The sequence below is a fragment of the Streptomyces humidus genome (genome assembly GCF_014649655.1).
Classification (GTDB): Bacteria; Actinomycetota; Actinomycetes; order Streptomycetales; family Streptomycetaceae; genus Streptomyces; species Streptomyces humidus.
In genome coordinates this window covers 105889-130616 of sequence record NZ_BMTL01000010.1, presented here as the reverse complement: position 1 = coordinate 130616, position 24728 = coordinate 105889, and the positions used below count along the sequence as shown (strand labels likewise).

Here is a 24728-nt window from a genome sequence, read left to right as displayed (position 1 = left end):
TCACCGCGCGCGAAGGTCACGCACGATAAGCACGCGGCCCCGCCCCCTGAGCAGGGACGGGGCCGTGACGGCAATTAAGATGATCAGCTGCCCGCGGTGCCGAACCCTACCGCCAGGTACTGCGGGTCGCCGTTCGACACCGCCCCGTCGTCGGCGTACACCTCCGACATGTACAGGCGTCCCTTGGCGAAGAGGACCTCCGAGTACTCCGGGGACATGGCGATCTCCACGTCGTGCACCTCGTCCGTGGCCGGGTTCTCCAGCAGCTTGGTCTCCTTGAAGGAGCCGCCGTCGAGGCTGACGACCTGTCCGCCCTTGTCGTACGGCGGCCGCTTGTAGGCGATCAGGGCGGTCCCGTCCATACGCAGCGGGTAGATCGTGTACCCGTCGCCCGCGTCCGCGCGCTGGCCGGTGAGCTTGCCGGTGGCCAGGTCGAAGGAGACGATCTCGTTCGAACGGCCGTGGTCGCCGCCGCCGTCGTGCTCCTCGGTCGGGACGTAGATCCGGTCGTTGCCGACGGCCAGGCCGATGCATGCCTCGACCCTGGTGATGCCTTCGCAGTCGGCCGCGTACTGGTCGCCCGGCACCGAGATGCGGGTGCGGAGCTTGCCGGTCTTGTTGTCGATGGAGAAGAAGTCCGAGATGCCGCTGCCGTCGCCGGCGCTGTCGCCGACGTCGGCGGCCACGACCAGCGGGTCGGTCGACACGATGGAGGCGTACTCGATGCCCGAGGCCAGCTCGTACTCGGAGATCACCTTCCCGGAGACCGGGTCGATGGTCTGGATGTGCAGCTCGGGGTTGTCGTAGGGGCCGCACTTGCGCACCGCCACCAGCTTCGGACCGCCGCCGTAGCCGTCGTCGTAGCAGGTGTCGGCCGGCTTCGGCGCCCACAGCGCCTTGCCCGAGTCGATGTCGAAGGCCGCGCCGCCCTCGGTGCTGCCCAGGGCGACCGTCTTCGCGCTGACCGTCACGTTGTCGAAGGTGACGGTGTTGTCCCCGGAGGCGACGGTCTTCCTCCACAGCTGCTTGCCCGCGACGAGGTCGATCGCCGCGACCTGGTCGCAGCCGGCCGTCTTGGCGGTGCTCGCCTGGAAGGTGACCGCCGTGCGGTGGTCCTCGGTGGCGAATCTGCTGGCTTCGCAGACCGGACCGGGCAGCGGCACCGTCCAGAGCTTGGTGCCCTTGACCAGGTCGTATCCGGAGATCTCGTTGACGCCCGTCTTCACGTACGCCGTGTCGGTCAGCCAGGAGCCCTTGACGCCGACGCTGGCGTCCTTCTTGACCACGGGCATCGGGACCTTGAACAGCACGTCGGCGGCGGGGTCGGCCGGCGCCTTCTCGCTGCCGCCCGGCGTCGTGCCGCCGGTGCCGCCGGCGCCGCCCTTGTCCCCGCCGCCGCTCGCGCCGCCGGAGCTCGCCTCGTTCTTCTTGCCGCCGTGACCGGAGTACCAGACGCCGCCGCCCACGATGAGCGCGATCGCGACGACGGCGGAGACGATGATCGCCACCTGCGCGTTGATCTTCCGGCCGCCGGATCCCGTGGACCCCGCGCCGACCTGCGGCTGCATGGGCACGGTCGGCTGCCCCGGATACCCGTGACCGGGCTGGACCGGATAACCCGGCTGGCCCGGCTGACCCGGGTAGCCGTAGCCCGGCTGCTGGCCGTACGCCGTGGCGGGCTGCCCGTAGGCGGGCTGCCCGTAGGGGTTCGGCTGGGGCGAGCCGTACGCGGACGGGCCCGGAGCGGCGGCGCCCGGCTGGGCCGGGTAGCCGTAGCCGGGGGCGGCCGCGGGCGGCGCCTGAGGGTAGCCGTAGCCCGGCTGGGGCTGCGGGGGCTGGGGGTAGCCGTAGCCCGGCTGCGGCGCCTTCGTCAGGTCGGGCGCGGCGGGCTGCCGCGGGACGTCCTGGGGCGGGGTGTCCTGCGGCGGGGTGTCCCGGGGCGTCGCGTCCTGCGGGGCGGCGTCCTGGGGCGGGGTGTCGGGCATCGTGTCAGGCGTGGTGTCGGGCCCGGCCTCGGGCGTCGCGTCCTGCGGGGGCGGGCCGAAACCGCCCTGCGGCGGCTGCGACGGCTGCTGCGGGGGCTCGTTCGGCGGCGGGGGCGGCGGCTGGGTCATGGTGTGGGTACCTCGGAAGGACGCTCGGGAAGCCGGGGAAGCTCGGGAAGACGGGCCTGGACGACGGTGACGGGCCGCAGTGCGGCGGGTCGCCCTACTTGCCGTAGGCGAGCATCAGCTTCTCCTTCGTGTCGTCGTTGCCCGTCAGCCTGGTGGTGGAGATGTAGAAGCGTCCGCCGGCCCAGTCGATGTCCCGCGAGAAGAAGCTGTCCTCGATCTCGGCCGTGCTCCTGGGCAGTTGCAGCAGCGTCTTCGGCGTGTGCGCGGAACCGGCCGTCGGGATGCCCACCACGCGGCCCGCCGCGTCGTACGACGGCTCCACGTAGGCGACGAGGTCGCCGCCCTCGGTCTTCACCGGCTTCATCGCCTCGTCGGTCGGGGACTTGACGCGCCACTTCTCCTTGCCGGTGGAGAGGTCGATCGCCACGATCTCGTTGGGACCGCTCTTCGTCTCGGTCGGCAGGTAGAGCGTGTCGGCGTCGGAGGCCGTGCTCGCGCAGCCCGTGAGGTCGCGCCGCAGGAAGCCGGACCCGCAGTCGGGGGCGAAGGACTCGTCGACGCGGACCTGCGAGCGGTACGAGCCGTCCGGCCTGAACGTGGTGATGTTCCAGTTCTTCTTGTCCTCGTTGACGCTGTAGACGACCAGCGGGTCGACGGAGAACGTCTTCGCGACCCGCCAGCCCTTGGCGAACTTCTGGGTCCACCTGACCTTGCCGGTCGCCGGGTCCAGCTCCTGGATCTCGTCGTGCTCGGTCGGGTCCGTAGCGTCGCAGGAGGCCACCGCTATCAGCCGGGTCCCGCCGGCGAACCCGTTCGGGAAGCACGCCTCGCCGTACTTCTTCTTGTCGTACAGCTTCTTGCCGGTGCGGACGTCGTACGCCGTCCCGGACTGCGAGCGGCCCACCATCAGGGTGTCGCCGGCCAGCGACAGCTCCACGCTGATCGCGCTGTCGAACAGCGCGCCGTCCTCGACCACGGCCGTCCAGCCCTTGGCACCGGTGTTCAGGTCGATCTGCTGGAGCTGGTTGCACTTGGCGCGGTCGCTGGTGCCGCTCATGTACGCGATGACGATCTTGTCGTCCGCCGTCTTCTGCGGGGTGACCGCGCAGATCTTCTGCGGCAGCGTGAGGGTGTCCCAGGCCGGTTTGCCGTCTCCGACGCCGTACGCGACGAGCTGCTTGTACGCCGCCTTCACCGCCGTCCTGGCGGTGACCCACATGCCGGGGGCGTCGGCTCCGTCGGCGGGCGCGTCGGGCGCCTCCTTGTACCAGAGCACCTTCGCCTCGCCGGTCTTGCGGCCGGCGTTGAAGTCCTGTTCGTCGCCGCCGTCGCCGCTGCCGTCACCGGGGTTGGCCGGGGCGTCGCTCGCCGTGGCTCTGCCGTCGTCGCTCGGTCCGGCGACCGGCTTCCTGTCGCCCTTGTCGTCGCCGTCGGCGACCGCGAGCACCGTCCCGCCGATGACCAGGAGCGCCGCCACCGCGGCCCCGGCCACCAGCGCGGGCCTGCCCTTGAAGGGGTTGCGGCCGCCCGGCGGGGTGCCCGGGGCGCCGGGTGCGCCGGGGAACTGGGGCTGCTGCGGGTAGCCGTAACCGGGCTGCGGGCCGTAGGGGCCGCTCGGCTGACCGTACGGGCCTGGCTGCCCGTAGGGGCCCGGCTGTCCGTACGGGCCGGGCTGCTGGGGCGGCCCGTAGGGGCCCGGCTGCTGCGGGTAGCCGTAACCGGGCTGCGGCGCGGGCGGGCCCTGGGGCGGCTGCTGCGGTGCGCCGAAGCCGCCCTGCGGCGGCGTCTGTCCGGCCGGCGGCTGCGGCCGGTCCTGCGGCGGTCCGAAACCGCCCTGCTGCGGCGGCTGATCGGGCGGCTGAGCCATCAGTGCGTTCCCCCTTGTCACCGATTTTTAGCCACGCCCCCGGGTCAGTGACCACCCGGAGCCGTCCAGAAGTACGCAGACGGCTCTTTCTATCACCCGGCGCCGACAGGCCAACGGGCCGGATCCGCCCTGTTCCCAAGGGCGGACCGGCCCGTGACGCCGCCGTTATGCGCCTTCACGCACCCTTCACGCGTCCTCGGCGAGTTCCAGCCACCGCATCTCCAGTTCCTCACGTTCGGAGGCCAACTCCCGCAGCTGGGCGTCCAGTCCGGCGACCTTCTCGAAGTCGGTGGCGTGGTCGGCGATCTGGGCGTGCAGCTTGGCCTCCTTCTCCGCCGCCTTGTCCAACTGCCGCTCGATCTTCTGCAGTTCCTTCTTGGCGGCGCGCTGGTCGGCTGCGCTCTTCTCCGGCGCGGCCTTCTGCGCGACGGCCGGGGCGGAGGCGGCGGCGGCCTCCTCCATGCGCTGCCGGCGCTCGATGTACTCGTCGATGCCGCGCGGGAGCATCCGCAGGGCGGCGTCGCCGAGCAGCGCGAAGACGCGGTCCGTGGTGCGCTCCACGAAGAAGCGGTCGTGGGAGATGACGATCATCGAGCCGGGCCAGCCGTCGAGGAGGTCCTCCAGCTGGGTGAGGGTCTCGATGTCGAGGTCGTTGGTGGGCTCGTCGAGGAAGAGGACGTTGGGCTCGTCCATGAGCAGACGCAGGATCTGCAGGCGGCGGCGCTCACCGCCGGACAGGTCCCCGACCGGCGTCCACTGCTTGTCCTTGTTGAAGCCGAACGTCTCGCACAGCTGCCCGGCGGTCATCTCGCGCCCCTTGCCGAGGTCGACGCGTTCGCGCACCTGCTGCACGGCCTCCAGGACCCGCAGACCGGGGTCGAGTTCGCCGACCTCCTGCGAGAGGTAGGCGAGCTTGACGGTCTTGCCGACGGCGATCCGGCCGGCCACGGGCTGCGTCTCGCCCTCGGTCCGGGCCGCGTCGGCCAGGGCCCGCAGCAGGGAGGTCTTGCCGGCGCCGTTGACGCCGACGAGGCCGATGCGGTCGCCGGGGCCGAGGTGCCAGGTGATGTGCTTGAGCAGCACCTTGGGGCCGGCCTGGACGGTGACGTCCTCGAGGTCGAAGACCGTCCTGCCGAGGCGTGAGGAGGCGAACTTCATCAGCTCGCTGCTGTCGCGGGGCGGCGGAACGTCCGCGATGAGCTCGTTGGCGGCCTCGATGCGGAAGCGGGGCTTGGACGTGCGCGCGGGTGCGCCGCGCCGCAGCCAGGCCAGCTCCTTGCGGACCAGGTTCTGCCGCTTGGTCTCCTCCGTCGCGGCGATGCGCTCGCGCTCGGCGCGCGCGAAGACGTAGTCGGAGTAGCCGCCCTCGTACTCGTGGACGTCGCCACGCTGCACGTCCCACATGCGGGTGCAGACCTGGTCCAGGAACCAGCGGTCGTGGGTGACGCAGACGAGCGCGGAGCGGCGCTCGCGCAGGTGCCGGGCGAGCCAGGAGATGCCCTCGACGTCGAGATGGTTGGTCGGCTCGTCCAGGACGATGAGGTCCTGCTCGTCGATCAGCAGCTTGGCCAGCGCGATCCGGCGGCGCTCGCCGCCGGAGAGCGGGCCGATGACGGTGTCCAGGCCCTGCGGGAAGCCGGGCAGGTCGAGCCCGCCGAACAGTCCGGTCAGCACGTCCCGGATCTTGGCGTTGCCGGCCCACTCGTGGTCGGCCAGGTCGCGGATGACCTCGTGCCGGACGGTCGCGGCCGGGTCCAGGGAGTCGTGCTGGGTGAGCACGCCCATGCGCAGCCCGCCGGAGTGCGTGACCCGGCCGCTGTCGGCGTCCTCCAGTTTGGCGAGCATGCGGATCAGCGTGGTCTTGCCGTCGCCGTTGCGGCCGACGACGCCGATCCGGTCCCCTTCGGACACGCCGAGCGAGATGCCGTCGAGCAGCGCACGGGTCCCGTACACCTTGCTGACGTTCTCGACATTGACCAGATTGACGGCCATTTCTCTCCTGCCCGGGGGGATCGATCGACCCTCCAGGGTAGTCCGGCGTCCCGCACCGCCGTCCCACCCGTCCGGCTGGGGGGAAGGGACCGGGGCGCGCGGAAGCGGAGTGCGCGGGCGGGCGGGAGCGGAGTGCGCGGGCGGACGGACGGCTCTGTGGGGCGCGCGATGCCGGGCGCCGGCGCGCGAAAGGCGTGTGCGCTGCTCAGCGACGGCGTACGCGGATCGGCTCACGCCCCCGGGTGCCGGAGCCTGCGGCCACCGCCCGGCCACGCACGGCAACCGGTCGCACGCCCGGGGCGGACGACGCCTCCCGCACGCCGTGCTCACGCGCCGGTCCGCGAGCCTGTCCCCACCGGTCCCACCGGACCCACCGGCCCCACCGGACCCAGCGATCCCGCCAGGCCCACCGGTCTCACCGGTCTCACCGGTCTCACCGGTCTCACCCGGTTCTCAGCACGTGCCCCGCAGAGGGCCGAACCACGAGGGATCGTCCATCGCGCCCTCGTCCTCGTGCCACTGCGGGGGCGCCGAAACGACGAAGCTCCTCAGGCCGCCGCCGCTCATCAGGCCGCCGCCCAGCACGAACAGACGCCCGGGCGCGACTTCCACCCCGTGGTCGAGGCCGGCCTTCCGGCATTCCTCGTCGTCGGCCCGGCGGATGACCAGACCGTCGTAGCCGGGCCGCAGAAGCATGAGATCGACGTTGCCGAAGTGGATGTCGATCCGGGTGTCCGGCGGCCTGTCCCGGCTGCTGCGCAGGAGCAGCCGCCGATGACCGACGGCGTACTGCCAGACCTGGAAAAACCTGTCCGCCCGGAACATCTCGGAGCCGGTGGCCTCCGGCGTCACCTCACCCATGCGACGAGCCCCCTCCGGTTCGGGTGTCCACAGTCCGCAGCCCCTCCGCCCACGACGACTACGACGACTACGACGATTGCGACGACTACGCCTTGCCCCCGACGACCGTGGCCCCCGGCGCCGGACCCGAGGCCACTCGCACGTCCGCGCAGGCGCCCGACGTGCGCAGCATCTGTGCGATCTTCTCGGCGGAGCCGGTGTCGCGGGCGAGGAACGCGGTGGTCGGGCCCGAGCCCGAGACGAGGCCCGCGAGCGCCCCGGCCGCGCGCCCCGCGGCGAGCGTGTCCGCCAGTTCGGGGAAGAGCGAGAGGGCGGCGGGCTGGAGGTCGTTGGAGACGGTGGCCGCGAGGGCGTCGGGGTCGCCCTCGGCGAGGGCGTCGAGGAGTTCGCGTGAGGCGACCGGCTCGGGGACGTCCAGCCCCGCCGTGAGCCGGTCGAACTCCCGGAACACGGCCGGCGTCGACAGCCCCCGCCCGGCCATCGCGAACACCCAGTGGAAGGCGCCGCCGGCCTCCAGGGCCGTCAGCTTCTCGCCCCGCCCGGTGCCCAGGGCCGCCCCGCCGACCAGACTGAACGGCACATCGCTGCCCAGCTCGGCGCAGATGTCGAGGAGTTCCTCACGGGAGGCACCCGTGCCCCACAGCGCGTCGCAGGCGACCAGGGCGCCCGCGCCGTCCGCGCTGCCGCCCGCCATGCCCCCGGCGACGGGGATGTCCTTGGCGATGTGCAGATGCACGTCGGGGGTGAGGCCGTACCGCCCGGCCAGCGCGATCGCGGCCCGCGCGGCCAGGTTCGTGCGGTCCAGGGGGACCTGGGCGGCGCCCGGGCCCTCGCAGGTGACGCGGAGCCCGGCGGCCGGGGTCACCGTCACCTCGTCGTACAGACCGACCGCGAGGAAGACGTTGGCCAGGTCGTGGAAGCCGTCCGCGCGGACGGCGCCCACCGCCAGCTGCACATTGACCTTGGCGGGCACCCGCACCGTGACGCTCACAGGGACGGCTCCTCGGACGGCTCCCCGGAGGGCTTCCCGGACGGCTCCCCGGACGGCTCTTCGGGGGACTTGTGCTCGGCGATCCTGGCGAACTCCTCGACCGTGAGGGCCTCGCCGCGGGCCTGCGGGGAGACTCCTGCCGCCACGAGGGCGGCCTCGGCCAGCGCCGCCGAGCCCGCCCAGCCGGCCAGCGCCGCCCGCAGCGTCTTGCGGCGCTGCGCGAACGCCGCGTCGACGACGGCGAACACCTCGCGCCGCGTCGCCGTGGTCGCGATCGGCTCGGTCCGCCGCACCAGCGACACCAGCCCGCTGTCCACGTTCGGCGCGGGCCAGAAGACGTTGCGCCCGATCGCGCCGGCCCGCTTGACGTGGGCGTACCAGTTGGCCTTGACGGACGGCACGCCGTACACCTTCGAGCCGGGCCCGGCGGCGAGCCGGTCGGCGACCTCCGACTGGACCATGACGAGGGTGCGTTCGATGCTCGGGAACGTCTCCAGCATGTGCAGCAGCACGGGCACGGCCACGTTGTACGGCAGGTTGGCGACCAGCGCGGTCGGGGCGGGCCCCGGCAGCCCGGTCACCTGCATGGCGTCGGAGTGCACCAGCGCGAAGCGTTCCGCGCGCCGCGGCATGCGCGCGGCGATCGTCGCCGGCAGCGCGCCGGCCAGGACGTCGTCGATCTCGACGGCCGTGACCCGGTCGGCGGCCTCCAGCAGCGCCAGGGTGAGGGAGCCGAGCCCCGGGCCGACCTCGACGACGACGTCGTCCGGCCGGACCTCCGCGGTGCGGACGATGCGGCGGACCGTGTTCGCGTCGATCACGAAGTTCTGGCCGCGCTGCTTGGTGGGCCGCACGCCGAGGGCCGCCGCGAGTTCGCGGACGTCGGCGGGGCCCAGGAGGGCGTCGGGGGTGGGGCTGCTCGTCACGGGACAAGGGTACGGGGGTCCGCCGGCCCTCCCGGCCGCCCGCCGGGCCTCACCCGCGCAGCCGCGCCCCGCAGTGCGGCCAGGGACTCGCCCCGCGGCGCACGTACAGCTTCTTCGCGCGGAACGTCTGCTCCGCCGCCGGCGCGTCCTGGGGCCGTCCGCTGCCGCCGAGGCTCTGCCAGGTGCGGGTGTCGAACTGGTAGAGGCCGCCGTAGGTGCCCGAGGAGTCGACGGCGTCCGGCCGGCCGCCCGACTCGCAGGCGGCGAGGGCCTGCCAGTTCAGGCCGTCGGCCCCCTGCACGGACGTCGGCCGCGGCCTCGTGCCGACCTTCACCACCTGGGTGCGCGGTGCGCGCACGACCTCGTCGCGGATCCGCCGCGGTCTCTGCCGGACGCCGTTGACGGTGCGCAGGGCGTACGTGATGCGGCGCAGTCCGGGCTGTCCGCTCCGCTCCACCACCTCCGTCCCCCTGAACAGCGAGGGGTCCTCGGCGCGGCGCACCCGGAACGGGATCAGTTCCGCGCGCACCTCCTGGGAGCCGGTGATCCGCAGCACGGTGACCGTCTGGCCGTCACGCGGGAAGCTGCCGGGGTCGACGGAGGTGGTGTCCTGCCCGCGCAGGGTGATCCCGGCCGCCCGGACCGCCTCGCGCACGGTGGCCGCGTTGGTGCGGACGGTGCGGGCGCGGCCGTCGGCCATGACGGTGATCGAGCGCTCGGTGCGCACGTCCAGCGCGAGCCCCGCGCGTCCGATGGGCTGCGAGCGGGAGACGGACATGTACGCGCCCTCCGCGCGCACCCCCAGCTGCCGCAGCGCCTCCTCCACGGTGTGCGCGGTCGTCCAGATCTCCCGGCGCTGTCCGTCCAGGGTGAGCCGGACGGGGCGTCCGTGGCGGACGGCGACCTCGTCGCCGCTGGTGAGGGCGGTGCCGGGGGCGGGCGCCACCACGTCGTGGGCCCCCGCGTCCACGCCTTCCTCCGCCAGGAGTTCGCCCACGTCGTCGGCGAAGGTGTGCAGGGTGCGCGGCTTGCCGTCGACGGTCAGCTCGATCGCCTTGTCCTCGGCGACGAAGGCAGTGGTGCCGCCGGCCAGGAACGCGACGACGAGCGCCTGCGGGAGCAGCCGGCGCATCGCGGACTCCGGGCGCTCGGCGAAGCGCGACCTGCGCCGACGCGCGGCCCGCCCGCCCGGGTCGTCCTGTTCGAACGGCCGCACGGGCAGGCGCTCGGTGGAGGGCAAGGGCGAGGGCGAGGGCGACGACATGGACCGGGCCGGCGGGACGGACGGGGCCGGCGGGACGGACGGAAGCGGCGGGACGGACGGGGGCGGCGGGACGGACGGGGGCGCAAGCAGGGGCACGGGCAGTTGAAGCGTCTTGGGCGGCCGGGGGTGGGCCGCGTAGGGCCCGTACGATCCGTAGGGCTCTTGCCCCGCGTAGGGGCCGTGCCCCGCGTAGAGGCCGTGCACCGCGTAGAGGCCGTGCACCGGGTAAGGCCCGTGTACCGCGTAGGGCCCGTGCGCCGCGTAGGGCCCGTGCGGCTCGTCGGCCGGGCGGGACCCCTGCGCTCCCAGCGCCGCGTCGGACGCGTGCATCCCCGGTGCCCCTGGTGCCGCTGGTGCCGCTGGTGCCGGGTACGGCTGATGGGGCTGGTGCGGCTGATGGGGTCGGTACGCCTCGTAGGCCTGGTAGGCCTCGTACGCGGGCCGGTAGGTGTCGTCGTAGGTCCCGGGGGCCGCGTACACGCCGTACGCGACCGTCTCGGCGCTGTGCAGGTCGGCGTACGGCCCGCCACCGCCGTACGGCTCGTACTCGAGGTGCTGCGAGTTGCTCACGCGACACGCTCCAGGGGGTGGGCTCCGGATCGGGCCCCCAGAACCTAGCGGAGCGGCCGTCACTCTCCAAAGTGACGCGACTACCCTACGTGGCGTTCGAATCGGTCCGCTCGCCGTCAGTAGCCGAACGCGCGTGCCGTGTTGGCGGCGATCGCGGTGGCCAGAGCGTCCTCGCCGACGCCGCGCACGGCGGCCAGGGCACGCACCGTGACCGGGACGAGATAGGGGGCGTTGGGCCGTCCGCGGTAGGGCGCGGGGGTCAGGAACGGAGCGTCGGTCTCCACGAGGAGCAGTTCCGCCGGGGCCACGGCGGCGGCGTCCCGCAGGTTCTGCGCGTTCTTGAAGGTGACGTTGCCGGCGAAGGACAGGAAGTATCCGGCGCGGGCGCAGATCTCCGCCATCTCGGCGTCGCCGGAGTAGCAGTGGAAGACGGTGCGCTCGGGGGCGCCCTCCTCCTTCAGCACGCGCAGGACGTCTGCGTGGGCGTCCCGGTCGTGGATGACCAGGGCCTTTCCGTGCCGCTTGGCCATCTCGACGTGCGCGCGGAAGGAGTACTCCTGGGCTTCCTTGCCCTCGGGGCCGGTGCGGAAGTAGTCCAGCCCCGTCTCGCCGACGCCCTTGACGTGCGGGAGCGCCGCCAGGCGGTCGATCTCGGCGAGCGCCTCGTCGAGCGCCGCCGCGCCGCCCGCCTTGCGGGCGCCCTGCCGGGACCAGTTGTCGGGGTCGCCGTGCACGATGCGCGGAGCCTCGTTCGGGTGCAGGGCGACGGCGGCGTGGACGCTGTCGTGCGCCGCCGCCGTCTCCGCGGCCCACCGGGAGCCCCGTACGTCGCAGCCGACCTGGACCACCGTCGTCACGCCGACCGACGCCGCCTTCGCGAGGGCCTCATCCACCGTGTCCGACTGCATGTCGAGGTGGGTGTGGGAGTCGGCGACCGGCACCCCGAGGGGGGCCGGAAGCGGCGGCGCGGCGCTGGTGTCGGCGTTCCTGCCGGCGTTCGAAGACATGGCCCGATCCTACGGAAGGGGCGCGCACCCCCGGCCGACGCCCTCGGCCTGACGGACGGGGCCGGACCGGATCACCATCGGGCGGTCCGGTCCGGTCCGATCGGTTCCGGCGGGCCGGTCAGCCCGCCTTGCGGTGGAAGGGGTGCAGCAGATCGGAGAGGTGCCAGTGATGGATCGTGTGCTCGGCGGCCCCTGCGGGCCCGGCCGCCTCGGCCGTCTCGGCCGTCACAGCCGTCTCGCCGGAGTGCTTCCCGGCCGCCGGCTCCGGCACCGCCACGGGCCCGGCCGGGGGCGCCGCCTTGCGCGGGCGGGCGGCGTCGCGCACCGAGGAGACCTGTCCGGCCCGCATGATCCGCACGACCTGTCCGTCGCAGTTCTGGCAGGCGGGGCGGCTCAGCGGCGACGGCACGATCCGGCCCTCCGCCACGTAGAGGACGAACTCACGTCCGTCGCCGTCGGTGTGGTGCTCGATCTCGTACGACTGTTCCCAGCCGTGCCCGCAGCGCATGCAGGCGAAGGAGTACGACTCGTTGACGACGGCGCTCGCGCCGTCCCGGAGGCCGGTGTGCCCTGTGATCTCACTCATGCCAGCTCCTGCTGTCCGCTGGACAAGCGCTCCCGGCGCGGGAGTTCCCCCCGGAACGCCCTTGGGAGCGAGGGACGGGTGCGTCCCCGTCACCAGTGGACTCCTCGGTGGGCGCGAAGGCATCAGGCCTGTGCACTGTTGGAGGCGATTTGGACTTTCCTTGCCGAAGCGGCCCCGGCGAGGGGGCTGGGCTTTGCATTCGGCGACGGCCCTTTGCCCCCGCATGGGGCGCACGCTCAGACGGCATGCACCCTGCTCAGAGGGGGTGTGAGCGGCTTCACAGCAACGTGGTCACAGCTGTCACAGACACCTGACGCGACCGTCACCCGAACGCGCGGGAACGTCCCGTCGGGCCGCGGGCGCCGTCACAGCTCCCCCGCGTTCTTCGCCGCCACCACCGCGTCGAACACCTCGCGCTTGGGCAGCCCGGCCTCCGTCGCCACCGCCGCGATGGCCTCCTTGCGCCGCTCGCCCGCCTCCTCGCGCACCCGCACCCGGCGCACCAGTTCCGCCGCGTCGAGCTCCTCGGCCCCGCGCTCGGGCGCGCCGGTGACGACGACGGTGATCTCGCCGCGCACCCCCGCCGCGGCCCACTCCGCGAGCTCACCGAGCGGCCCGCGCCGCACCTCCTCGTACGTCTTGGTCAGCTCGCGGCAGACGGCGGCCCGGCGGTCCGCGCCGAACACCTCGGCCATCGCGGCGAGGGTGTCGTCGAGCCGGTGCGGGGCCTCGAAGTAGACGAGGGTGCGCCGCTCCTGCGCGACCTCCCGCAGCCGCGACAGCCGCTCCCCCGCCTTCCGGGGCAGGAACCCCTCGAAACAGAACCGGTCGACGGGCAGTCCGGACAGCGCCAGCGCGGTGAGCACGGCGGACGGGCCGGGGACGGCGGTGACGCGGACGTCCCGCTCCACGGCCGCGGCGACCAGCCGGTAGCCGGGGTCGGAGACGGAGGGCATCCCGGCGTCGGTGACCAGCAGCACGCGTGCGCCGTTCACGAGCTCCTCGACCAGCTCGGGCGTGCGGGCGGACTCGTTGCCCTCGAAATAGGACACCACCCGCCCTTTGGGCGTCACGCCCAGCGCCTGCGTCAGCCGGCGCAGCCGGCGGGTGTCCTCGGCGGCGATGACGTCGGCGCCGGCCAGCTCGTCGGCGAGGCGGGGCGGGGCGTCCGCGACGTCGCCGATGGGGGTGCCGGCGAGCACGAGGAGTCCGGAGGCGGTTCGGGGCGTGGCTGTCACGTTTCCATCCTCGCAGGGGAGAGACACGGGACTCACACAGACCTGTTCCCTACGATGGCGCGGTGACCAGTACCGCGTCCTCCATGGACTCAACGGACTACCGGCAGGACCGGCCGCCGCACGACCATCGGCCGTCCTGGCAGCAGCGACTGCGCCGCTTCGGATACACGGCGGAGCCCTCCGCCGACGTCCGCGAGCGCCTGTCGCCGCCGTACGCGCAGCCCAGCCCCCGGCTGTGGCAGGCGCTCGGCGTCCCGCACGGGTGGGCGGAGCGGATCGCGCGCTGGTCGCCGTGGGGGGGACCGCTGCTGGTCACGCTGATGGCGGGGGTGCTGCGGTTCTGGAACCTGGGCAGCCCCAAGGCGGTGATATTCGACGAGACGTACTACGCCAAGGACGCGTGGGCGCTCGTCCACCGCGGGTTCGAGGTCAACTGGGACAAGAACGCCAACAATCTGATCCTGTCCTCGGGCGGTCATGTGACCGTTCCGACGGACGCGGCGTACGTGGTGCATCCGCCGGTCGGCAAGTACGTGATCGGACTGGGCGAGCTGCTCTTCGGGTTCGACCCGTTCGGCTGGCGGTTCATGACGGCCCTGCTGGGCACCCTCTCGGTCCTCCTGCTGTGCCGGATCGGCCGCCGGCTCTTCCGCTCCACCTTCCTGGGCTGCCTCGCGGGCGCCCTGATGGCCGTGGACGGGCTGCACTTCGTGATGAGCCGCACCGCGCTCCTCGACGGCGTGCTGATGTTCTTCGTGCTGGCCGCGTTCGGCTGTCTGGTCGCCGACCGCGACCAGGCGCGCGCGCGGCTGGCCGCCGCGCTGCCGCCGGACGCCGACGGCCGGCACCGCCCGGACGCGGCGGTCGCGGAGAGCACCCGCCTCGGGCTGCGTCCCTGGCGCTGGGGCGCGGGCCTGTTCCTGGGGCTGGCCATCGGCACCAAGTGGAACGGCCTCTACATCATGGTCGCGTTCTGCCTGATGTCCGTCCTGTGGGACGTCGGTTCGCGCCGGGTGGCCGGCGCCCGTCATCCGTACCGGACGGTGCTCGTACGCGACACCGGCCTCGCCTTCCTGGCGACGGTCCCGGTCGCGCTGGTCACGTACCTGGTGTCGTGGACGGGCTGGATCCGCTCCGCCGCAGACGGCAAGGGCGGCTACTACCGCAACTGGGCGGCCACCGACGGCAAGGGCGGCACGTGGACGTGGCTCCCGGACTGGCTGCGCAGCCTGTGGCACTACGAGCACGAGGTGTACGAGTTCCACACCCACCTCACGTCGCCGCACCGGTACCAGTCGAACCCGTGGAGCTGGCTCGTCCTGGGCCGTCCGGTGTCGTACTTCTACGAGTCGCCCGCGCCCGGCCAGGACGGCTGTCCGGCCGACGTGAGGGAGAAGTGCGCCCGCGAGGTCCTCGCCATCGGCACGCCGCTGCTGTGGTGGGCGGCCTGCTTCGCCCTCCTGTACGTGCTGTGGCGCTGGCTGCTGCGCCGGGACTGGCGGGCGGGTGCGATCGTCTGCGGCATCGCGGCCGGCTATCTGCCCTGGTTCCTGTACCAGGAGCGCACGATCTTCCTCTTCTACGCGGTCGTCTTCCTGCCCTTCCTCTGTCTGGCGGTGGCGATGATGATCGGCGCACTCGTCGGCCCACCGGGTGCGACGGACACCCGCCGCGTGGCGGGAGCGACGGGCGCGGGCGTCCTCGTCCTGCTCATCGCCTGGAACTTCATCTACTTCTGGCCGCTGTACACCGGCCAGGCGATCCCCATCGACTCCTGGCGGTCGCGGATGTGGCTGGACACCTGGGTCTAGCTGGACAGACGACCAACGGTGACCACGACGGACACTCCGCCGTCGTGGTCACCGTTGGTCGTTATTGGTCGTCCCAGGCCGCCCTCGGACGGCCCGGAGACGGCCCAGTGTGGGCCCCTCTGGCAGATTCACAGCAGACTGGCTCATGGCCCTGAGCAGGTGATTCGACCGCCAGAGACCGTGATGGGGGACATCTAGGGAGCTGAGGTCTGTGGAGCGCCTTCGTGGGGGCCGGCTCGACGGTCCCGTGCACAGACCGTCTGCGACGGTAGCCCCCGTGCTGGTCTACAGAGCTTCTGCGGACGATGCGGGAGCCCTCAGCGCACCAAAGCCGCGTAAACGAACCCCAAATAGCAATGAGAGAGATATCATCAGAACGCCATGATGCCCCCGCCGCTGCACACTATGAGGTTTCCCCATGGCCGACATCATCTTCCCAGGGCTAGGCATTTCTGGATTCCGTAGCTTCGGTACAGAGATGCAATACAGCGGACGCTTGGGAAGCGTAACGCTGCTAGCGGGCCAAAATAATGCCGGAAAGTCAAATTTCCTTCGCTTCTTTAAGAAGCTGTCAACTAGTGATTCTTCACTAAGCATTCTCGATAGGCCACAAAGTCATCCAGACACTCCCTGTCGATACTCTCTCGCTTACAGCATTGACAAAATCATCGAATCCCTTACGCCAGAACAAAGGTCTGTCGAAGGTACGCTCCGAGGTCTACTGGGGCATCCCTCATTGCAGAAATTTAACGATGGCCTGACGTGGCTAGAATTCAACCTAGAGGGAATGCTCATCGAGGAACAATTTAGAGATGCAAGTGGTGAGGTGGCAGGCCTTGTCGGGGCTTCCCGACTCATCGCTAACGAATGGAACGACTCAAACAACGAGACAGCCCGACGGCTGAATTCCGTCAGGATCACACAAAGACTTATCGGGCGGCCACTTGAGGTGCTGTCTGTCGAGACAATTGAGGCGTTTCGACAGATTCGACCAGTCGCCGACGGTATGGGAGCAAATGGCACCCATGAAGGTGCTGGACTGCTTGAGAAGCTACAAAAACTTCAGAACCCTAATGCAGAGACATATCGCAGAGACTCTGAAAAATTCGGCGCTATAAATAAGTTCCTCCAAAATGTTCTAGATGATGATTCCGCACAGTTGGAAGTCCAACACAATGCGCTAACCTTGAATGTCCATCATGGCGGGAGAATGCTGCCTCTGGAAAATTTGGGCACCGGCATTCACCAAGTTGTGATCTTGGCGGCGGCGGCTACCGTACTGGACAGGACCGTCGTATGTATCGAGGAACCCGAAGTACACCTGCACCCGATCCTGCAAAGAAAGTTCATTAGGTACCTTGCGAACGAAACGAGCAATCAATATTTGATTGCGACCCACTCGGCGCACTTCCTCGATTTCAGCTATGCATCAGTGATCCACGTATCACACAATGGCAACCATACAGAGCTCATTCCCGCGCTAACGCCTGCTTCTCTGTCGACGATCTGCTCAGATCTAGGCTACAGGCCGTCCGACCTGTTGCAAACGAATGCGATCATCTGGGTCGAGGGGCCCTCTGATCGAATTTACCTGAAGCATTGGATCGGTCAAGTTAGTTCCGGGCTAATTGAAGGAATCCACTACTCCATCATGTTTTACGGTGGAGGCTTGCTCAACCATCTAACACCCGAAGATGAAGAAGTGTCGGACTTCATCAACTTGCGGCGTCTTAACAGACGTCTCGCGATTGTGATCGACAGCGACAAAAAGTCCCAGCGGGCTCACGTAAACGCAACCAAGAAACGCGTTTTCGCCGGGTTCGACAAGCCGAACGAGGGGGGGTTCGCATGGGTAACGCAGGGGTACACGATTGAAAATTACGTGCCTTTTGAGATTTTGCGTGCCGCGGTAGCAGACGTTCACCCTCAGGCTAAGGCGTTGCAGTGGCAGGGTGACCAGTGGGTGAACCCATTGGAGGTGCAGAGTCGCTCAGGTAAAGCGATCACTCCAGACAAGAACAAGATCGCACGCAAAGTCTGCGAGAAGTGGACCGAGACTCCGCCTGCCGGTGGACATCTGGGATCTATGGTTCACCGCTGCGTTCAATTCATCCTAGATGCGAATGAGGGTCTAGAGGAGACCGTCTAGCCACAACGCCAAGCCGCTCCGATCCCTATGCGACTCCTCCTTAAGGATCAAGGGCTTTAAATTCCGATTCACGCCATGCCTTACTGGCAGCGGCTAGCTGGGATTCCGATGGAGAATGTGTCAGCGAAGCTAAAAACCCGCGGGAACGCCGATGGCCCGCACCTCTTGGTGCGGGCCATCGATCCTCGCGTGGATCAGCTGATGGGCGGGCTGAAACGCAGAACCCAACCAGGGCTGGGCCGGTGGACGGTGACCTCAACGGCGCGGCCAGTCTTCGTGTATCCGGTGTGCGTGATCTGCAGGAGGTTGGTCCCGACCTCGACACCGAATGCTTCTGCCTCGACGGAAGTCGCCGCATAGAGCGCGACCTCCTCGATCGCTTCGGTCTGCTCGAACCCGGCGTCGCGCATCCGGCTGATGATGCCGCCCAGGCCGGGGTCGGGGTTCTCGACGCCGGCGGCCTCTGCCACGTCCAGAGGGACGTAGGAGTCGGCAAGCTGGACCAGGCGGTCACCGTCGTACATGTGCCTGGCGCGGATCACGGTCTGATCCGTGCTCGCGACACCGAGAAGTTCGGCAACCTGAGAGGGCGCGGTGTCGCGACGAATCGCGGTTTCCACGCGAGGGGTTCCCCCAAGCCGCTTGATCTCGGTCTCGAAGGCACCCCGGCTTTCGCCCGCCTCCCGGCGAGCCGTGCGGTAGCGCTCAGTGGCGTCGCGGACGATCGCGGTATTGCTGCTCACTTCGTTCTTTCCTCTCAGACTGCGGGCAGGTCGATGGGCCACTCGTAGCTGAGCGACCACAGAGTGATGGGCATAACGTGAACGCAGACCTCGACGGCTCTGCCGCTCTCGGTCAGACCAACATGGGTGATCTCGTAGACCAACCTGTCGGCAGACACTCCGAGTGACTCGGCTTCTTCCTTGCTTGGAGGCCGTACGTCGATGGATTCCTGGATCCGGGTCTGCTTGTAACCGAGTTCGGCCAGACGTGACTTGCTGCCGCCGTCCCCGGTGTCCTGCTGCTCAAGCTGCGTATCGAACGCCACGTCACCGGGGAAGTACGACGTTGCCACCTGTACGACCGTGGCATCGGCGCGCATCACCCTGGCCCGGACGAGCGCTTTCGCTGCGTGGTGGATGCCCAGAATCTGAGCAACCCGCTTCGGCGGCCGCTCTCGGCTGATCACGGTTGACGCCCCCGACGTCATCCCGAGCCTGGCGATCTCAGCAGCGAACGCGCCACGCGCGCCAGCCTCTTCCCGAGCCGACTTGATGTAGCGACCCGTACCGTCCCGGTGGATCTTTCCGAGGATCGGGGAGACGAAGGTGCCTTCACCCCTGCGGGAGATGATCAGGCCCTCGTCCTCCAGTACGCGGTAGACGTCGCGCGCGGTCTGGTAGGCGACACCTTCGGACTCCTGGAGTTCCCGCACCTTGGGCAGCGCGGAACCCGGGGGGTAGACCCCCTCCCGAATCTTCGTCCGAAGCTCAGCAGCGAGCCGCTGAACCTTCGGAACCTTGGTCTCCTCCATGCCTGACTCCCTCGATGTGTGACTCACGCGCCCCCAGTCTTACAGAACTAGTCCTAGAAGGATAGTCGGGATCACTTCGGGACCGATCGGACGCGCCACAGACTCTCTGAACTAGTTCTATTGACGCCCGCTCCGGAGCGTGCCTTAATCGTCACAGCGCACCGCAGAACTAGTTCAGCGGAGCGCAGGAGGGGCCCTTTTTGGGCTGCTCCGACCAGGGCGGAAGACGCTGCAAGACCGCCCGCTAAAGCCCAGGTGAAACAGGGTTTCGGCCCGTACTGGGGAGGTGGCCCGGCGACCGCGAGCAACGGCCGGAGAGTGGGGACACGGTCCCCCTTGCAGTGCTTTACCTCGTTGCCCTCGACCGACAGGAGATCCGATACGTCTACGACATCTTTGGGCGTCGCCGTGATGGACCGGCCGGCGTCGCCTGTGCAGTGACTCGGTCCACTCTCTTCAGCCTTCGCGGTGGCTCACGCCGCGCCGGTTGCCTCCCCTGACCGTCCGGTCCCGCGTCCAGCGGAGTCCGTACGGCCGGGGTCGAGGGGAGCCGGATCAACCGACTTCAACGGCGCGCGGCCCCGGTGCTGTAACACCGGGGCCGCTGTTCGGGCCGTTTCACCTGTGAGGGAGACCACGACCCATGGAACACATCGTGACTGTTCAGGACGCTGTTACGGCGTTCGCCGACTTCATGGAACCGACCAGCGCTGAGCTGGCCGCGATCGAGCTGGAGTCCCCCGTCATCGCGGCGGAGGTCGACCTGCTGGACGCGCAGATCATGACCCTTGACCGCCCCGTGAACGAGGTGGACGCGCGCCGGATCCGCCGGGCCCGTAACCGGGTGCTGGCGGCCCGTCGGGACCTGGCCAACGGCCCGGCCGGCGCGCTGCTGCCGGGGGGTGCCGCATGAGCGCCCCGGCCGAGAAGCTGACGGCGGCGCACGCTGAGGTGAAGGCGGAGATCGCCCGGACCGACGCCAAGACGGCGCTGCTGCTCGCGTTCGTCGGCGCGGTCCTGGCTGGCGCGTGGACGATCGCCCGCGATCTGCCGCTGAACGTTCCCGCCGGTATCGCGGGCGGTCTGGGCATGGCGTTGCTGGTCGGCGCGGCCGGTCTGCTGCTGTGGTCGGTGCGGCCGAACCTGGGTGGCCGGCACGGCTTCCCGCTGTGGGCCACCCTCGCCCCGGACGAGATCACCGCCACCGTGAACGGCGGGGACCTCGCGACGGACGTGGCCGGGCTGTCACGGATCGCGGTCGCCAAGTTCACCTGCCTGCGCCGCGCGGTCGACCTGACCATGGCGGGCGGTGCCCTGCTCCTGCTCGCCGTGCTGATCGCGGCGGGAGGTGCTCTGTGAAGGCGCGGACCGTACTGCCCGCCGTCGCGATGACGGCCGTGTCCATGGTGCTCACCCTGGCCGTGGTGATGATGTGGCTGGGCACCGCGATGCCGTGGCCGGTCGCCCTGGTCGTCGGCTTGGGCATCGACGGGGGATGGCTGGCCACCCTCGCCTACGAACGCAGGTTGGCCGCGCAGGGCGACCACAGCCGCGCGGTGACCGTGGTCGGCTGGTGCTTCGGCCTCATCGCCACCGCCGTCCTGGTCGCCCACGCGCTGACGGCCGACCACTCGCGCGGTGCGTGGCTGGCCGTGGCGTGGCTGCCGGTCGCGGCCAAAGCGCTGTGGCTGGTGCACGGATTGTGGGAGCGCACCGCGCTCACCCCGGTCGCGCTGGACGCCATCGCGGGAATCCAGCAGGAAGCCCGCGACGAAGCGGCCGTGGCCCGTGCCCGGCTGCGCGCCGAAGCAGCCACCGAGGAGACCCGGCTGACGGCCGTGACGCAGGCAGGCGCGCGCGTCGCACGCGTGCAGGCCAGGACCGCCGAGACCCTCGCCGGGGCGTGGTCGACGCTGGAGACCGCGCGGCGCGGCGAGGACACCGGACGGGCCCTGACCAGCGTGACGACCCGCGTCACACCCGACGTCACACCCGCGTGGGAGCTGCCCGTGTGGGGCCCGTCGGAGGCGGTCGCCGCGCTCCCGCCGGGCGACGGCAACGCCCTCTCCGACGCGGCTCTCGACGCGCTGGTCGACGAGATCCGGCACAGCGAGACCCCGGCTCTGTCCTACCGCGAGATGGCCATCCGCTTTCGCGCGGCCGGTCACTCCGCCTCTGAGATGCGCCTGCGCGCCGCGTGGAAGCGCGTCGTGGCCTACCCCTCCCGCACTGCACCGTGACTGTCTGAGGAGTCCTCACCATGGGCAACGCCGACACCCGCCGCCTGGACCGTGAGATCAGCAAGACCACCCGCAAGCTGGAAGCGGTCCGCAAGGGCGAGATGTGGCCGCTGACCAGTGCCGAACGCCGCGCCGTGATCGGTGCGCTCGCCGGCGGCTCCTACCGGGTGCTGCGCGGCAAGAGCACCGGCCGCGAGGAGAACCGGTTGGACTCCGTCGCGAGTGCCGCCGAGACCAGGCTGACCGCCGAGCTGACCGCGCTGCACATGGAGCGGCAGCGGATCGTGCGCGAGGCCGCCGCCGCCAAGGCCGCGAGGAAGTCGTCCGGTTGGTGGTGACACCCGCCCACCTCGCCTGAACAGTCCCGCCGGGACGGCCCCGCCCGTCCCGGCCCCCATCCTCCCGCAGCCTTTCCCGCCCCGCCGTGGGGTGTTGAGGAGACTTCCGCATGTCCGAGAACGTCGTTCACCTGCACAAGAACACCACCCCCGCCGCGCCGACCGTGCTCACCGTCGTGCCCGACCCGGCACCGCCGGCCCCGGTGCCGCTGTGGGTGCGCTCCGGCCGCGCCGTGAAGACGGCCGTCACGCACGACCGCACGAAGACCGCCGGCCGCGCGGTCGCCCGCCACTCCCTCTACGTGGCCGGTGGGGCGCGGATCGTGGCGCGCCGCACGTGGGACGGCAAGACCGCCGCCCGCTACGAGCGGTTCATGCGCGCGGCGGAGGCCGCGGGGAACATGGACGCGGCCATGGAGTGGGAGGAGCGCGCCCAGCGCTACCGCGACGCCCGCCACCGCCGCCGCATGGACCTCCTCCACTCCCCCCTCGACGCCGCCAAAGGCCTGGCGGTCGGCACCGGGATGGGCATCGGGTCCCTGGTCGCCCTCGGCATCGTGATGGCCATCGCGAACAAGGACGTCACCGACGTCATCACCCCCATCGCGGCCGTCATCGAGTTCATCAACCTGCTGATCACCATCGTGCAGGTGGTCTGGGGGCCGATGGTCTCTTTGGGCCCGTTTATGGCGCTGCTCGCGCTGTGGGCGGTCGGCAGTAAGCAGCAGGCCGCCCCCGCGTGGGCGATGCCCGCCAACGTCCGCTCGGGCGAGGGCGAGCCGATCACCCCGTCGATCGTGGTCAAGGCCCTGCGCGATCTGGGGGTGCCGGCGCTGCGTAACGCCATCAAGGAGATGGGCGACGCTGGCGCGTCCATGCTGGGTCCGATCCGGATCGCCGGATGCGGCGTGGAGGTCGATGTCACCCTGCCCTCCGGGGTGTCGACGATCGAGGTGCAGAACCGCCGGCGGAAGTTGGCGGAGAACCTGACCCGGCACGAGCATGAGGTGTTCATCACGATTCCGCAGGCCGCGCGGACGGTGCGGCTGTGGGTCGCCGACTCCGGCGCGCTGGATGAGCCGATCGGGCCGTCCCCGCTGGTCACGGACGAGACGATGACCGCCGACTACGCCAAGGGCCGCGCCCCCTGGGGTCAGGACCTGCGCGGCGACGCCGCATCGCTGAGCCTGTATCAGCGCCACCTGCTCATCACCGGATTGTCCAACCAGGGCAAGACCGTCGCCCTGCGCTCCCTCGCCCTGTGGATCGCCCTCGACCGGTCGGTGCAGTTCCTCATAGGCGACCTCAAGGGCGTCGGCGACTGGGCCATGTTCGACGGCCTCGCCTCGACCCTGATCCAAGGGCCGACCGACGAGCACGTCATGCAGGTCACGGAGATGGTCGAGGGCGCGGTGGAGGAGATGAACCGCCGTCTTCAGGCCCCTCCCGGCACCACGTTCCCGCCGCTGATCGTGGTGGTCGACGAGGCGCAGGTGGCGTTCATGTGCCCGGCCAAGGACGAGGACAAGCGGCCCTACGGCGGCTCGAAATCCAACTCCCGCTATTTCATGGCCGTCCGCAAGATCCACAACCAGGGCCGCGCCGTCAACGTCCTGATGTGGCAGGGCACGCAGGACCCCACCGACCAGAACCTTCCCAAGCTGGTCCGCGAGGGCGCGCACACCCGCGCCTCCCTCGCGCTGGGCACCGAGTCACAGGCTCGCATGGCGCTGGGCGACAAGGCGGTCGACGGCGGGGCCGCGCCGAACCTGCTGCGTCCCGGTCTGGACCGGGGAACGCTGGTCGTCGCCTCCGACGGCATCGCCATCCCCGCCGGGCAGGCGTCCATCACGGTGCGCACGCACTACATCGACGACGACGGCGCGACCGCCATCACGGACCGGGCCAAGGCCCTGCGCGACGGCGTCACCACCCTGCACGCCATCGAGACCGGCGAGGACCGCGACCCGCTCGCCGACATCGCCGCCGTCCTCGGAGACGCCTCCCGCGTCCTGACCGCCGACGTCCTCAAGCGGCTCACCGCGTTGAACGCGGACGCCTACGGCCGGTGGACGCCCGGTGACCTCAAGCGCGTGCTGGAGGACGCCGGCGCGGAGCCCTACAAGTCCGATGGCCGCATGGTCGTCGGACGCGACCGGGTCGCCCGCGCCCTCGCCAACCGCGACACCGACGGTTCCGCTTCCGCTCACGGATGAAGGGATGCGGACCCCGCCGGGGCAGGGAGGCAGGGAGAACTCCCTGAATCCCTCCCTGCCCCGCCTCCCTTGCCTTGACCTGCGCTGATGATCTCCCAGGGAGTCAGGGAGGCCCGCAGGTCAACACCCCTGAAACCCCCTCCACAACCCTTCCCCAAGGGGGTGGCTCCGCCTCCCTAACCGACCGCAGAGAGTCATTCCGCATACGCCCTGCACCATTCCGCCGCGCGCCCTGAAGGGGGCCCCATGCGCCGCTCCGACCCGTCCGGCCAACTCGCCCCGCACATCCCAGCCGACGCCTACCACCGCGCCCAGGCCACCGGCCAACCCATCGTCATCGTCGTCCACGCCACCGACCACCACGGCCGCCCGCTCAGCGCGTACTTGTACCCGCTCGCCGTCGCCACCGCAGGCGCGGTCGGTGTCTTCGCCACCGTCGCCGCGCTGCTCGCGCTGCTCGACTTCGCCGTGCACACCGCCGTCTCGATCGCCGCCGCCACCGGCCCGGTCAGCGTCGGCGGGATCACTCTCAAGCTCTTCGGCTCCAAGCGCTGAAAGGAACCCGCGTGTTCGAGATCAGGATCATCTGCGACCCCGCCGACACCGACCGCATCACCGACGCCCTACAGGCCGCATTCAAGACCGGACGGGTCACCGTCCGCCCCTCCCGCGACGGCGAGCGTCAGCGCCTCTACCTCGACGCCGACCACGCCGACGTGTGGCCCGACCCCGAGCAGGCCTACGCCGACGCCCCCAGCATCCACAGCGAACTCGGCTGGATCGCTCACACCCTCGGTACCGCCGCCTGCTACACCAAGCTGGAACGCGGCTTCTACCTGCGCAAGGCCGCCGTCCTCGACCGCATCGCGCTCGCCGACGGTGCCGACTACCGCGACGACGACACCGCCCACGTCGCGGCGAAGTTCCTGGTCGTGCTCGACGACGCACACGCCGACTGCGACCCGCGCGCCTACGTCCGCCAGCAGTACGCCCACTGGGCCACGAACGACCAGTAGCTACGCCA

21 protein-coding genes are annotated in these 24728 nt (G+C 70.4%); 9 read left to right on the top strand and 12 right to left on the bottom strand.

Going from position 1 to position 24728, the window contains the following annotated elements:
- Positions 1-83: 83 nt before the first annotated feature.
- The 10 genes from IE239_RS14045 to rsmI all read right to left on the bottom strand — a co-directional run bounded on the left by IE239_RS14045 (position 84) and on the right by rsmI (position 13416).
- Positions 84-2114: an outer membrane protein assembly factor BamB family protein gene (locus IE239_RS14045; RefSeq protein ID WP_190149615.1), complete on the bottom strand. Its 2031-nt coding sequence runs from the start codon at positions 2112-2114 to the stop codon at positions 84-86.
- Between the two features lie 94 nt (positions 2115-2208).
- Positions 2209-3981 (bottom strand): outer membrane protein assembly factor BamB family protein, encoded by a 1773-nt coding sequence (locus tag IE239_RS14040; protein WP_190149614.1) that lies wholly within the window; start codon positions 3979-3981, stop codon positions 2209-2211.
- 186 nt (positions 3982-4167) lie between these two features.
- The gene (locus tag IE239_RS14035) at positions 4168-5973 is read right to left on the bottom strand and encodes an ABC-F family ATP-binding cassette domain-containing protein (protein WP_190149613.1); all 1806 of its coding nucleotides are present in this window, start codon (positions 5971-5973) and stop codon (positions 4168-4170) included.
- A gap of 453 nt (positions 5974-6426) precedes the next feature.
- Positions 6427-6834, bottom strand: a complete 408-nt coding sequence (locus IE239_RS14025) for a hypothetical protein (protein WP_190149612.1) — start codon at positions 6832-6834, stop codon at positions 6427-6429.
- An 85-nt stretch (positions 6835-6919) separates the two neighbouring features.
- Entirely contained in the window at positions 6920-7825 is a 906-nt protein-coding gene (locus IE239_RS14020; protein WP_190149611.1) for a 4-(cytidine 5'-diphospho)-2-C-methyl-D-erythritol kinase, read from the bottom strand.
- The gene (gene rsmA / locus IE239_RS14015; protein WP_190149610.1) at positions 7822-8751 is read right to left on the bottom strand and encodes a 16S rRNA (adenine(1518)-N(6)/adenine(1519)-N(6))-dimethyltransferase RsmA; all 930 of its coding nucleotides are present in this window, start codon (positions 8749-8751) and stop codon (positions 7822-7824) included. Before rsmA ends, IE239_RS14020 begins: the two co-directional genes overlap by 4 nt.
- Before the next feature lie 49 nt (positions 8752-8800).
- A complete protein-coding gene (locus tag IE239_RS14010) occupies positions 8801-10345 on the bottom strand; it encodes a resuscitation-promoting factor (protein ID WP_190149732.1) in 1545 nt (514 codons plus the stop codon).
- Positions 10346-10701: 356 nt separating this feature from the next.
- Positions 10702-11592 carry a TatD family hydrolase gene (locus IE239_RS14005; protein WP_190149609.1) on the bottom strand — a complete coding sequence of 297 codons (891 nt, stop codon included), beginning with the start codon at positions 11590-11592 and terminating at the stop codon, positions 10702-10704.
- A gap of 118 nt (positions 11593-11710) precedes the next feature.
- Positions 11711-12178 carry a hypothetical protein gene (locus IE239_RS14000; RefSeq protein WP_190149608.1) on the bottom strand — a complete coding sequence of 156 codons (468 nt, stop codon included), beginning with the start codon at positions 12176-12178 and terminating at the stop codon, positions 11711-11713.
- A gap of 365 nt (positions 12179-12543) precedes the next feature.
- A complete protein-coding gene (rsmI, locus tag IE239_RS13995) occupies positions 12544-13416 on the bottom strand; it encodes a 16S rRNA (cytidine(1402)-2'-O)-methyltransferase (protein WP_190149607.1) in 873 nt (290 codons plus the stop codon).
- A 62-nt stretch (positions 13417-13478) separates the two neighbouring features.
- Between rsmI and IE239_RS13990 the strand changes: the two genes are divergently transcribed.
- Together IE239_RS13990 and IE239_RS13985 are read left to right on the top strand one after the other, a co-directional pair.
- A complete protein-coding gene (locus IE239_RS13990; protein WP_190149606.1) occupies positions 13479-15227 on the top strand; it encodes a dolichyl-phosphate-mannose--protein mannosyltransferase in 1749 nt (582 codons plus the stop codon).
- A 418-nt stretch (positions 15228-15645) separates the two neighbouring features.
- Positions 15646-17376: an AAA family ATPase gene (locus IE239_RS13985; protein ID WP_190149605.1), complete on the top strand. Its 1731-nt coding sequence runs from the start codon at positions 15646-15648 to the stop codon at positions 17374-17376.
- A 194-nt stretch (positions 17377-17570) separates the two neighbouring features.
- Here the strand turns inward: IE239_RS13985 and IE239_RS13980 are convergent, their stop codons facing one another.
- Positions 17571-18119 (bottom strand): UTRA domain-containing protein, encoded by a 549-nt coding sequence (locus IE239_RS13980; RefSeq protein WP_190149604.1) that lies wholly within the window; start codon positions 18117-18119, stop codon positions 17571-17573.
- A 14-nt stretch (positions 18120-18133) separates the two neighbouring features.
- A complete protein-coding gene (locus IE239_RS13975) occupies positions 18134-18910 on the bottom strand; it encodes a GntR family transcriptional regulator (RefSeq protein ID WP_190149603.1) in 777 nt (258 codons plus the stop codon).
- Positions 18911-19553: 643 nt separating this feature from the next.
- Here IE239_RS13975 and IE239_RS13970 point away from each other — a divergent pair.
- The 7 genes from IE239_RS13970 to IE239_RS13940 all read left to right on the top strand — a co-directional run bounded on the left by IE239_RS13970 (position 19554) and on the right by IE239_RS13940 (position 24720).
- Positions 19554-19823 carry a DUF6284 family protein gene (locus IE239_RS13970; RefSeq protein ID WP_190149602.1) on the top strand — a complete coding sequence of 90 codons (270 nt, stop codon included), beginning with the start codon at positions 19554-19556 and terminating at the stop codon, positions 19821-19823.
- Positions 19820-20269 (top strand): Pycsar system effector family protein, encoded by a 450-nt coding sequence (locus IE239_RS13965; protein WP_190149601.1) that lies wholly within the window; start codon positions 19820-19822, stop codon positions 20267-20269. Before IE239_RS13970 ends, IE239_RS13965 begins: the two co-directional genes overlap by 4 nt.
- Positions 20266-21150 (top strand): protein spdB, encoded by an 885-nt coding sequence (locus tag IE239_RS13960; RefSeq protein WP_308435392.1) that lies wholly within the window; start codon positions 20266-20268, stop codon positions 21148-21150. The genes IE239_RS13965 and IE239_RS13960 overlap by 4 nt, the downstream gene beginning before the upstream one ends.
- A 20-nt stretch (positions 21151-21170) precedes the next feature.
- On the top strand, positions 21171-21488 hold the full coding sequence (locus IE239_RS13955; protein WP_190149600.1) for a hypothetical protein: 318 nt from the start codon (positions 21171-21173) through the stop codon (positions 21486-21488).
- 110 nt (positions 21489-21598) lie between these two features.
- On the top strand, positions 21599-23704 hold the full coding sequence (locus tag IE239_RS13950) for an FtsK/SpoIIIE domain-containing protein (RefSeq protein ID WP_190149599.1): 2106 nt from the start codon (positions 21599-21601) through the stop codon (positions 23702-23704).
- Positions 23705-23950: 246 nt separating this feature from the next.
- Positions 23951-24259 carry a hypothetical protein gene (locus IE239_RS13945; RefSeq protein ID WP_190149598.1) on the top strand — a complete coding sequence of 103 codons (309 nt, stop codon included), beginning with the start codon at positions 23951-23953 and terminating at the stop codon, positions 24257-24259.
- Positions 24260-24270: 11 nt separating this feature from the next.
- Positions 24271-24720 (top strand): hypothetical protein, encoded by a 450-nt coding sequence (locus IE239_RS13940; RefSeq protein WP_190149597.1) that lies wholly within the window; start codon positions 24271-24273, stop codon positions 24718-24720.
- Positions 24721-24728 lie beyond the last annotated feature (8 nt).